The sequence below is a fragment of the Candidatus Woesearchaeota archaeon genome (assembly GCA_016214075.1).
In the GTDB taxonomy this organism is placed as follows: Archaea; Nanobdellota; Nanobdellia; order Woesearchaeales; family DSVV01; genus JACRPI01.
Window position 1 is genome coordinate 38710 of sequence record JACRPI010000030.1, and the last position, 10358, is coordinate 49067.

The window sequence follows — 10358 nt, forward strand, 5'->3', positions numbered from 1 at the left end:
TTATTGTTCAATCTTTTGAAATCTTAACGCTTCTTTCATGTGTCCTAACAGTTTATATGTTTTCAAACGAATAGATTCTTGTGTTTTCCATCCTGCTCTATAAGTGAGTACATGATTTGCAAGACGATTTCCAATCTTTGTTCCTTGAGCAGGATCAAGACCAATTGTTTGCGCTGTTGGCAAACCTTGATAGACATCTAACGCTGCATAAATTTCATTTCTCAGCATTCTTTCTGTTAATGCAATTTGATCTACTGCATTCGCATCACTTGTGTTTATGAAATATGTTCCATCCCACATCATTGCAATTCTTTCTGGAGTAAGTAATCCTTCTGCTTTATGTGCAGGAACGTGAACTGTCACTACGTCACTTGTTGTAAGAAGTTGGTCAAGTGGAACGTAGCGAGGGGATCCTAATCTTGTTTGTTTGATATCAGAAAAATCATACTCCCTTTGTCCTGCATATTGCACATCCATTCCCAAACTAGCAGCAAGAGAAGCAACTTTTCTTCCAATTCTTCCAAGACCAATAATTCCTATTGTTTTTCCTCGAAGTGTTTCTTCATAATGTGGTGTTTCTGCAAGGTCTATTGCTTTTTCTCCTTTTGCTCTGAGAGCAGCAACAATCTTTTTTCTTTCTTCTAAGGATGCTCGATGTGCATATTGCTCATCCAAAAGAGTTCTTGAATTGTAGATCATAAAGTCATGATTTGAGAGAACTATATCAAAGTCAATATACTCCCCATTAGAATCTTCCTGAATACACTCTGTTCTCATACCAAAACCATTTTCTAATACATAAGATAAGAGACCCATCGGTGCATCTCTTCTAAAAAAACTATCAACAACAAGACCAACATTTTTTCCTTGCAGCATTCGTTCGGGAATAATTTCATCTAATGTTTTTTTACCAAAACTTCCATAATGCTGCTGCGCTCTTCCTAATTTGTGAAACTGATGCGAGAATTTTCCTCTTCTGGTATTTTTCTCATTCATCGCTGATTCCCTATAATACGCAAATAATTTTCCTAAAACATCTATAATATAATCATCATCTTTTGTTGCACGCTCATCTGTTTTTTTATTTCTCTCAATAAGTTTGACAAGCCCATCAAAGACAAGTTCTCCGACAGAATCAGTCCCATAATCCGGAACGCAATTCGTATATATTCCTGCATCTCTTGCTTTCTGGACATTCAAACGATGTTCAAACTCATGCGTCCATGTGATAATTGCTTTTGTTTTTCCTTCTTCAATGAGTTTGTCTAGTGTTGCATCCGGAATCTCTGTCCAACAAGTGAGAATACAATCTGCATCCTTCACCCTGTTATAGAGATTTTGTGCATTGAGATCTTGCCGCAATCCTGCTTCTGTCCAGCACTGTGCTGTCCGAAGACGTTCATGAATTTCTGTTGAGATTCCAGCAAAGCTTTCCGGTAAACTGGATGGCCAAATAATAATAGATGCGTCTTCTGGAAGAGTATACCCTTCTGGAACATCCCACTGTCTTGTTTCATCATTATACTGCAGAGGAACACGCTCTACTTTTGGCTTTTCCACCATCCCTTTCAGCACTTCCTCATGCTCTGGATAAAAGATGACTGTATCCAACGCAACTATCTTTTTGAATTTGTTCATTTGTTATCACTATTACTCCTTACACATAGTTACACTCCTCAATTATATTAAACTATGTTGTCTTAAAATAAGACGACAATATTTATAAAGAAAGAGTATTCTTCTACAAAATATGAACCAAGAAGAAGTACTGCAAAATTTTGGGCTTACTGTGGCAGAAGTACAAGTGTATATTACTCTTCTGAAATTTGGAGAAATGACCGCAAGCGAACTCGCAAAAAAAACAGGCGCAAACAGAACATTCACCTATGATAGGTTGAAGAAGCTTGGCGATACTGGACTTGTCAGTTCTTTCATCAAAGACAATAAAAAGTATTTCCTCCCTGCGCAGCCTTCTCAATTACTTTCTATTCTCAAAGAACGAGAAGAACAAATCAAAAATATTTTACCACAACTAGAACAACTCAAGCAAGAAAAAGAATCTGGACCAATTGTTGAGCTTTATTCAAGTAGCAAGGGAGTACAAACTGCGCTCAATCTTATGCTCAAACAGAAATATGCGATTTATCTTCATGGAACTTTAAAGAAATTTCAAGAATGCATGCCTACTTTTTTCACGATTTGGAACGCACGTCGTATGAAACAAAAAAGTTTCATGAAAATTCTTTCAAGTGAGGAAGTTGTGTTAGAATACGCAGAGGCAGATCTTCTTTCAGAAGAAGAAAAAACAGAAACAGCTACTTTTACCTTTGGTGACGCAACATTGCTCGTGATGTGGAGCGAATATCCTGTCGCAATTCTTATCAAAAGCAAAGAAATTGCTGACAATACCATTGCGTTCTTTAATACTATCTGGAACAGAGATGTTAAGATTTATTCAGGGATTAAAGGAATTCAACGCGCGTTTAATGAATTGCTTTATGACACAAAAGAGTTTGTTGGATTTGGGTACAGCAAACAGCTTTCGGATGTCTATACTGTTGAATTCAGCAACAAATGGCATGAAGAAAGAGTGAGAAAAAAAATCACTACTCGAATTATTGGTTTTGATGAGAAGGCAACAAAAGTATATTTTGGACCACGAACAAAAGAGAAAAAACAATTCTTTGTCCATTTTTTGCCAAGAGAGCTCCAAGGACCAGCATGTATTTCGCTTTCAGATACAATGATCGCAACTTTTGTGTATACAGAAAAAAGGTTTCATGTGATTCTCAATAAGAACAAAGAAACTGTAGCAGTCTACAAAAAATATTTTGAAGAACTTTGGAAGCAAGCGAAATTATAGTTGAGGTGCATACATGTTCGAAATATTGGCACCTCAACTATAGCAGACGCAATAAATTATTGTAACTTGTTTGCGTCTGCGGAATAGTGAACGCACTATCTTTATTACAATAATTTGGTGCGTTCACTATATTCAGCAAAAGTGGTTTCAAATGTTCGAAAATTAACCACTTTTGCTATATAATTTTTCTTTCGCCATATTCGTAAGGTTTTCGGAAAAACTTCTTTTTGGCGAAAATCTTTCGGATGATTCGAAAAAATACTTCCTTTTCTTAGAAAATTTTCGGAAAAGTCGTCGAAGAATTATTTAATATGTTCATTCTAAAAAAAGACAGAAATATTGCCGAGATCGCATAATTTGGTAACGGCGAACAAATGCGTTTCTGTCTTATTGACGGAAAACACTGATTCTTTGGTTCAATTATGCACTTTCGCTGACGCATTCAGGTGTTTTACGACTAGAATGCGCTATTTTATTTATATATGGCGAAACTGCTATTTAAGATCTTCCCTTCTTTTGCGACAAAATGCGTTTTTTAGAAAAAATTTACTCTTTAGAAAATATGCTTGTTTTTCTTGTCCTCTGCAGTTCTTTTTGAATAGCCATGCGAATAAATTGAGAGACAGACATATAGCTGTTTGTGACACTCTTTATTTCATTCCATAAGTTGTCAGAAATAGCTATGCTTCGCTGTCTGTTTCTTCTTTTGCTGTTTGGCTGTATCTCATCCATCTTCTTCACATATTTTTTTGTAGATTTTGTCTATCTTTTCTATAGTCCCATATTGCATAAATAGAACAAAGCGGACATAGTCGCTCAATCTCTTAAATCCTGCAGCACTCGCTTTCGCTCTCAATATCTGTTTCTGTTCAGCAGTAAAAAGAAAAAGAATGGGAATGAATTTTTGCTTTGACAATGTGAACACCTATTCCAAATATTTTGAAAGTATTCCTGTCATAAAAGTCTCTTCAATTCCAAGATGCAATTCTAAAGCTTCTATTTTCTCTTTGTACGCTCCAGTATCGTATTGCTTTGCTTCTTCCAAGAGATGTTTTGCAAGATCAAGCTCTTGTCTTTCAATATATTGTCCAGCAATACGAACTAATGTGCTCACATATCTTTTTTCCCATTCTATTGCTTCAACAATGTTGTCTATCCTGTATGCAAGTGCTCCGTCCATAGTATCGCCTCCAAAATTGATTAAGAAATAGTAGCTTTGAGATCGTAAATATGTTTGGTAAAAATATTTTTACCAGATTTGACATTTTCTGAGAAAAATGAGGAAAATAACGAAAAATTATTCAAAAAAGAAAAAAGAAGAGGTCAGTTTTAGACAATTTATATAGGTCTGGTAAAAAATATTTGACTTTTTTATGACAATTTATAATCTACCACAACTCTCTCAACAGTCAAACCCTCATGCACAATCCCCTTCACCGCATTAACAAACGCAGTGGTGTTCTCATGATGGAAAGCATTTCTTCCAATCGCTACCCCTTTTCCACCAACAGCGATACAATCATACACATTCTGCAATATTGTTCTTGTATCCACTTTCGCGCCACCTGCCATAATCACAGGAATTGGTGTTGAACGCACCACTTCAGCAAACGCATCTTTGCCACCGACATATTTTGTTTTGACAATATCAGCGCCAGCTTCTGCTGCTAAACGAACAGCATAACACGTTGCATCAACTAACCCATCTTCACGCATTTGTTCGCCACGTGGATATGCAATTGCCATCACAGGCAATTCAGCAATGTACGCTTGCGCAGCAACACGCGCAAGAATCTCCAGTTGTTCATGAATGTGCAACGAACCAACGTTCAAATGCACTGCAACTCCTGCGACACCAAGTGCAACAGCTTGCTCAACAGAATAAATTTGTATTTTCTCTTGCGGATTACTGCTATACTTTGTACTTGCAGTAAGATTCAAGACATATGCGGTTTCTCCAATATTTTCTCTACATTGTTTCCATGGACCAAGAAAGCCAAGCATTGCGTCTGGTTGTGCAGCAACAATTTCCTTGATTTTTGCTCGCATATCTTTTAAGCCGCCAACTGGACCATCTAACAATCCATCGTCCATTGGAATGGTGACTATTTTGCCTTTAGGCATAAGCTTTGCAATTTGTTCTTGGAGTGTCATTGCAATTACCTGTACGGTTGTTTTACTTCAACAGGGATTCCATCTGGGTCTTTTACTGTAAAATAACGAACTGTTTTTCCACGAACAATATCACTCAGTTCTCCACCCTTTATTCGTAAATCTTCCTGTGCCTCTTCAAGATTAGGAACAAGGAGTGCAAAATGTTTTACTCCAATAACACCCAAATTTTCATGGAAATCTTGTGCATAGTCTGGTAATACACGAGCTTCATACGGTTGAAATAATTCTAATCCTTGCTCTCCAAGCCGAAGCATTGCGCCTTTTTTTCGTAAATCTGGTCTGTCAAACCGAACCTCTTCTCTAAATCCAAACATTGCTCTATACCATTCTACTGATCTATCGAGATCACTCACAGTGATAGCCACGTGATCCATCTGATATGCTGTTGTCATTTTCTTTTACCTCCATCAATATCGTTTCTGCTCCTACCAAATTGTGAAGGAGCTTTGTTCCCTGTTCTTCTGTTAAACGAGGAATAATATAACTTGCATGATAGCGAATAATTGGTTTCTTATCCTGCAATGCAATTTCAATATATGGAAACGCTTGTTTCGTATCAATGTGCGCAAGTTCTATCAGCGCATGCCCTTTCATGAAATCTTGTTGTGCATGTTCAATGAGCGTAAGTAGTTTCTGCTGCTGTTTTTGTTGTATGCGCTTTACTTGTTCTTGATTTATGCTCTGTAATCGCTCTAGTGTTCGTGCAGTTTGACAAACAAGAATAGGATCGTCATTGGTAAGAAATTTTTTGAGTTCTAAAACCATTGAAATATCATTTTGCAATCCTACAATTTCAATAATGCTATATTGCAAATGCTTATTTGATGTTGCAATTAGTGCGCTTCGTAGTGTTTGCATTCTCTTATCATCTAATGCAATTGTGGTGTGATAAAGAATGTTCACTAATCGCGGAGTAATATCTTCTTCACATTGTCCAAAAAAGTCGAGAAGTGTTTGAATTACGTATGGATCATTCCATTCATAGAAAATTTCTCGTAATGAATACCAATGCGGATAAAAAAGTGCATCAGTATAATTATAGATGTTTAAGAGTGCATGAAGGATGCCTTGATAATCATTCCACTCGGGTGTCTTTACTTCTTTCAAACATTTTGTTGCAAGAAATAAATATTCATGGTTCACTGTTCGCACATATTCTGTAAAAATAGCGTAGATAAGTTCTTTTGGATTATCAACTAATCCTGCATAAAAAGGAAGAACAGATTTTCTTTTGAAAAGCATTGTTGTATCAAACGGATGTATGCTCATATAGAGAGCAATAAAGTAATCTCTTATGCGTTGATGAGAAAATGTGTATGCTCCATTTTCCAGTTCTTGGAGAATTTCAATTTTCAACAATGCGACAATAAGTTCTTGTTCATACTTCTTTTCCCACTGTTCTTCTTTTGCGATTGCGCTCACTTGCTCCAAAAGAGAGCTATGTGAGAAAGTCATTTCTGTTTTGAAAGCGATTTGTGCCAATACTTTTTTTAGATCTGCGCTATAATAGTTCTTGTTCTTCTTTTCGTGCAATACAAGAGATTCTGTGATAAACGCATCATATACATCTACCTTCTTTGCATTCTCTGGAAATTTTTTTTTGATATGAAGAGCCATCATAATATGCAATGGCGTTTTACAAAGCTCTTTAATAGCATGTGGAAGTGAACTCCACGCTTCTTCTTTATTTTTGCTTTGAAGAAATGTTTGCACTTGTTTTTGATTCATTGGCGCAAGAGCAAACGTTGGTAATGGCAACATCTCTTTTGGATCGTGCGACGTTCGTGTGGTAATAACCATCTTATTTTTTGGATAGTGTTTTGTGAATGCATACAGTTCAGAAAGCGTCTTTTCATATTCTGGATTTTCATCTAAGCCATCAAAGAGCAATAAAAATGAGCCTTGTTCAAAATGGTATTCTATAGTTTCTTTGGAAACCGGAGTACGAAGACATTGTTTTATGAAAACGAAGAAATCATCTTTGTGATAGTGTTGCAGAGGTAGGAAAAGAGGAATGCGTTCTTTTTCTTGTGCTGCCAGAAGTTTGAGAAGTGTTGTTTTTCCACTTCCTGAATCTCCTATCAAAAGAAAGATTGGAAATTGCTTTAGGATGTCATATGGATTTTTTGTTCCTTCAACGTATTGCCTATACTGAAATTCTGAAAGATACGTAGGAATAATGTCCAACAAAACATAATCTTTTGTCTCTAAAATTGGTCGTTCTTTGGAGAGCGATTGAAGAACCAATGGTTTTTGCTGTGCAATTCTCTGCTCAATCATCACTGTATTGAGTGCATATTCTTTATTCGCTTCTAAAAGAAAACGATCATTTACTAACTCTCTGATTGCTTTGTAAACGCCATGATATGTAATGGATATACCTTGCTGTTTGATACAATAAAATATCTTTTTCGCGCTACTTTGAGGATACTGGTTTATGGCATTAATGACTGCGTCTTTAAGAACAAGCTTTCCATTTTCTGGGCTAAAAATACGAATGAACATCTGTGATGCCAGTCCACCACCCCTCTCAAATAGAAGACTAATGAAATACGCAATTTAAGGCTTCCTATAAAGATTATATACCTATTTAGAATGAGTATCAAAGATGAGGAGAATCGCACGAGCATCACTTTGGTTGATTATTGCATATTCTTCAGAAGGCGTTAAAACATATGGTTTATCGCCTTGTCTCATAACCGTAGAATATCGCTTATTATCTCTCGAATCTTTCCAACACAAGACTGCTTTTCCTTCATAAAGAAAGATTGGTGAAGTTGCATCAGGCGCTTGCGCATCTTCAATCCCTTCGTTTGGCTCTAATTTGAGCCAATATGCAGAGCATGAACCATGACTTACTTCTGCTGTTAATCCTGTTGGTTGATAGTGACCGCCTCTGGAATATGCTTGCCAAAGTGAATCATCCCAATGTTGAATACGGCGGATTAGATCAAATTGAGAGCTGTCAATGTGCGTTGCTTCTTGTGTCCATAGTCGAAATTTATCTGTGAGTGTCATCATCAATAAGAAAGAATAGTTCATGGTTATTTAAAGATAGTTGAGAAGAGGTGAGTTGGGGAAGACGATTGTTGTTTGGTTCATAGTAATGTCATTTGCTTACTTTGATCTATTCCTTTATCCAATACTTTCAATTGCATGCAAATAATCATGCGCAATCGTTTTCTGATGCCAACAACAGAAACACTTCGTCCTATAGAAAGTCTTTCTGCTAAATGAAAAATCTCTTTATGCGCTTTGAGAGCAATGAATCGTATTTCATAATCTTCTTTCTTGACAGTTAATCGTATATTACCATTTTTCGTGACGCCTTTAGCACTAATTGTTCCTTTGAGTCTGATTCTGCTTTTGTACTCCTTGATCTTTCGTTCTTCATCGGCTAATTTTGTGACAAGGTTAATAAGTGTCCTATCCATATAATCATAATGAAAGTATTTGCGTATATAAAACTGATTTTATTCTTATCTGAATTTTCTGAAAAGATGATTTAATATATCTCCATCCACTATAAAATCAGATGCTATACACAAAGATAGAATCAAATTATGTTAAAGAGAAAGTTAGGAAGACATCATGGAAAAATAGAGACTATATTGATAACCTTATGCGTATAGAATACTTGGTAATGGAAGGTACTTTAGGTTGGTCTACAGGATATATTCGTCAACATCTTGAAGAAACATATCCTGCCGAATGGAAAGCAATTTGGTTGGAATTGAATCCAAGACTCTATATGGCTATCCTCAAGCGGAGAGAAGAAAAAGAAACAAGAAAGCCAACACCAAAAGAAGATACAGAGGAATATAGGGAATGGAAGAGTATTGGTGGGAAAGGATAAATTGCACTGGGGTTAAACCATAATTTTGTGAGAATATTCTCGTCTTAATGAGACGAGTCTCATAAAAGCATAATCTTTATAAGGAACAACGTGTTTCTTTCCACTATGGCAAATGTTTTGATTGCAACATTGTACGGACACGAACCAGTTATTGTAACAGCAACAAAAGTAAGTGCTGATAGGTTAATATTGCTCCCAAGTGATTCTTCTGATGATACACAACGAGAAGCGTTAAACATCATTCAAAAGAGTCTAGGTTCAGTTATGAATGTTAAAGTGCTGCAAACGAAAACCTATGACGTTGTCTCTGTTGCATCTGAAATTGTCAAGATTATTGATATGATAAATGAACGTGATAATATCTTTGTCGATGTGACTTCTGGAAGAAAAACACGAGCATTTGGTGTTCTTTTTGGATGCTATGCTCGAGCGTCCAGAGTTAAGAAAATCCTTTATGTTCGTAAAGAAGATAATAAGATAGTACAGCTTCCAAAAGTTTCTTACAATCTTCCAGACAAACAGAGAAGGGTTGTTGCATACTTGTCATATAATCCAAAACCAAATATTGTAGATTTGCTTAAGCGAATGAAGATTTCTCGAGCAATGCTTTATCGTTACATTTCAGATTTAAAAGATATGGAAATTATTGAAGAGAATAAAGGAGAATATCAATTAACAGACTATGGAAAAATAGTGGTGTTGTAACATGAAAGAAGTTTGTAATAATTTGTATGTTGGAACAGAAGCGTCATGTTTCCATAGTCCAAAAGAAGGTTGGGCTGTCATTCATGCTTGTAAATCACCTTGTCACCAGAAAAGGTTGAATTATACTGGAAGCTTATCTCCTTCTCATCCAAACTACTTAATTTTTGAGGAAGAAAATAATCTATACTTGAACATTGTCGACATGGATAAAATTCTCCCCAAATATACAGATCCTGTCTTTGGGAAAGCAATAGCGTTTATAGAGCAGAATATTGCTAATAAGAAAATAATAATCCATTGCAATCAAGGACAATCAAGGTCTCCTGCAATTGCTTTAGTTTTTCTAGCAAAAAAAGAATTGTTCACTAAATCATCCTATCCAGAAGCGGTTATTGCATTTCGCAAACTTTACCCAAACTACCAACCAGGAATTTGCATTCAAAATTATCTTATTAACAATTGGCAGAGGTTAGTTAATTGAAGATGACAACCTACTCACACTCAAAACTTGGTACATTCCAACAATGCAAATACAAGTATAAGCTTCAATACATTGACAAAGTCAAAGTAGATGTCCCTGACACAGTAGAAACATTCATGGGAAAATTGGTTCATGAAGTCTTAGAGCCTATCCCATTAGATTGACCTCCATGTAATTATTCCACATGCGAGATGCAATAATCCTATGTAAGCATCTGGTCTTTTAGACCAACGAATCAATAACCCTCTAAATCGGTTGAACCAACTATGTGTACGTTC

14 protein-coding genes are annotated in these 10358 nt (G+C 36.1%); 5 read left to right on the plus strand and 9 right to left on the minus strand.

From position 1 onward, the window contains the following. Entirely contained in the window at positions 1-1638 is a 1638-nt protein-coding gene (locus HZC31_06210; GenBank protein MBI5002954.1) for a hypothetical protein, read from the minus strand. A 112-nt stretch (positions 1639-1750) separates the two neighbouring features. On the opposite strand from HZC31_06210, the gene HZC31_06215 reads away from it, so the two are divergent. Beyond that, positions 1751-2863, plus strand: coding sequence for a hypothetical protein (locus HZC31_06215; protein MBI5002955.1), 1113 nt, complete (start codon positions 1751-1753; stop codon positions 2861-2863). Positions 2864-3409: 546 nt separating this feature from the next. Here HZC31_06215 and HZC31_06220 read toward each other — a convergent pair. The 8 genes from HZC31_06220 to HZC31_06255 all read right to left on the minus strand — a co-directional run bounded on the left by HZC31_06220 (position 3410) and on the right by HZC31_06255 (position 8472). Continuing rightward, positions 3410-3595, minus strand: coding sequence for a hypothetical protein (locus HZC31_06220; GenBank protein MBI5002956.1), 186 nt, complete (start codon positions 3593-3595; stop codon positions 3410-3412). Continuing rightward, positions 3588-3779, minus strand: a complete 192-nt coding sequence (locus HZC31_06225; protein ID MBI5002957.1) for a hypothetical protein — start codon at positions 3777-3779, stop codon at positions 3588-3590. Before HZC31_06225 ends, HZC31_06220 begins: the two co-directional genes overlap by 8 nt. Positions 3780-3788: 9 nt before the next feature. Continuing rightward, positions 3789-4043 carry a hypothetical protein gene (locus tag HZC31_06230; GenBank protein ID MBI5002958.1) on the minus strand — a complete coding sequence of 85 codons (255 nt, stop codon included), beginning with the start codon at positions 4041-4043 and terminating at the stop codon, positions 3789-3791. 191 nt (positions 4044-4234) lie between these two features. Next, complete coding sequence (locus tag HZC31_06235) at positions 4235-5017, minus strand: fructose-bisphosphate aldolase (GenBank protein ID MBI5002959.1); 783 nt, start codon at positions 5015-5017, stop codon at positions 4235-4237. A gap of 5 nt (positions 5018-5022) precedes the next feature. After that, a complete protein-coding gene (locus HZC31_06240) occupies positions 5023-5430 on the minus strand; it encodes a VOC family protein (GenBank protein ID MBI5002960.1) in 408 nt (135 codons plus the stop codon). After that, positions 5384-7543, minus strand: a complete 2160-nt coding sequence (locus tag HZC31_06245) for an NACHT domain-containing protein (protein MBI5002961.1) — start codon at positions 7541-7543, stop codon at positions 5384-5386. The genes HZC31_06240 and HZC31_06245 overlap by 47 nt, the downstream gene beginning before the upstream one ends. A gap of 81 nt (positions 7544-7624) precedes the next feature. Then, positions 7625-8059 carry a hypothetical protein gene (locus HZC31_06250; protein MBI5002962.1) on the minus strand — a complete coding sequence of 145 codons (435 nt, stop codon included), beginning with the start codon at positions 8057-8059 and terminating at the stop codon, positions 7625-7627. A 77-nt stretch (positions 8060-8136) separates the two neighbouring features. Beyond that, a complete protein-coding gene (locus tag HZC31_06255) occupies positions 8137-8472 on the minus strand; it encodes a hypothetical protein (GenBank protein MBI5002963.1) in 336 nt (111 codons plus the stop codon). A gap of 188 nt (positions 8473-8660) precedes the next feature. Here HZC31_06255 and HZC31_06260 point away from each other — a divergent pair, with 188 nt between their 5' ends. The 4 genes from HZC31_06260 (at position 8661) to HZC31_06275 (ending at position 10244) form a co-directional block, all read left to right on the plus strand. After that, positions 8661-8894, plus strand: coding sequence for a hypothetical protein (locus HZC31_06260; GenBank protein MBI5002964.1), 234 nt, complete (start codon positions 8661-8663; stop codon positions 8892-8894). Positions 8895-8999: 105 nt separating this feature from the next. Continuing rightward, entirely contained in the window at positions 9000-9599 is a 600-nt protein-coding gene (locus tag HZC31_06265) for a CRISPR locus-related DNA-binding protein (GenBank protein ID MBI5002965.1), read from the plus strand. Between the two features lies 1 nt (position 9600). Continuing rightward, positions 9601-10080 (plus strand): dual specificity protein phosphatase family protein, encoded by a 480-nt coding sequence (locus tag HZC31_06270; GenBank protein ID MBI5002966.1) that lies wholly within the window; start codon positions 9601-9603, stop codon positions 10078-10080. Positions 10081-10082: 2 nt separating this feature from the next. Beyond that, positions 10083-10244, plus strand: coding sequence for a PD-(D/E)XK nuclease family protein (locus HZC31_06275; protein ID MBI5002967.1), 162 nt, complete (start codon positions 10083-10085; stop codon positions 10242-10244). The last annotated feature ends 114 nt before the right edge of the window (positions 10245-10358 follow it).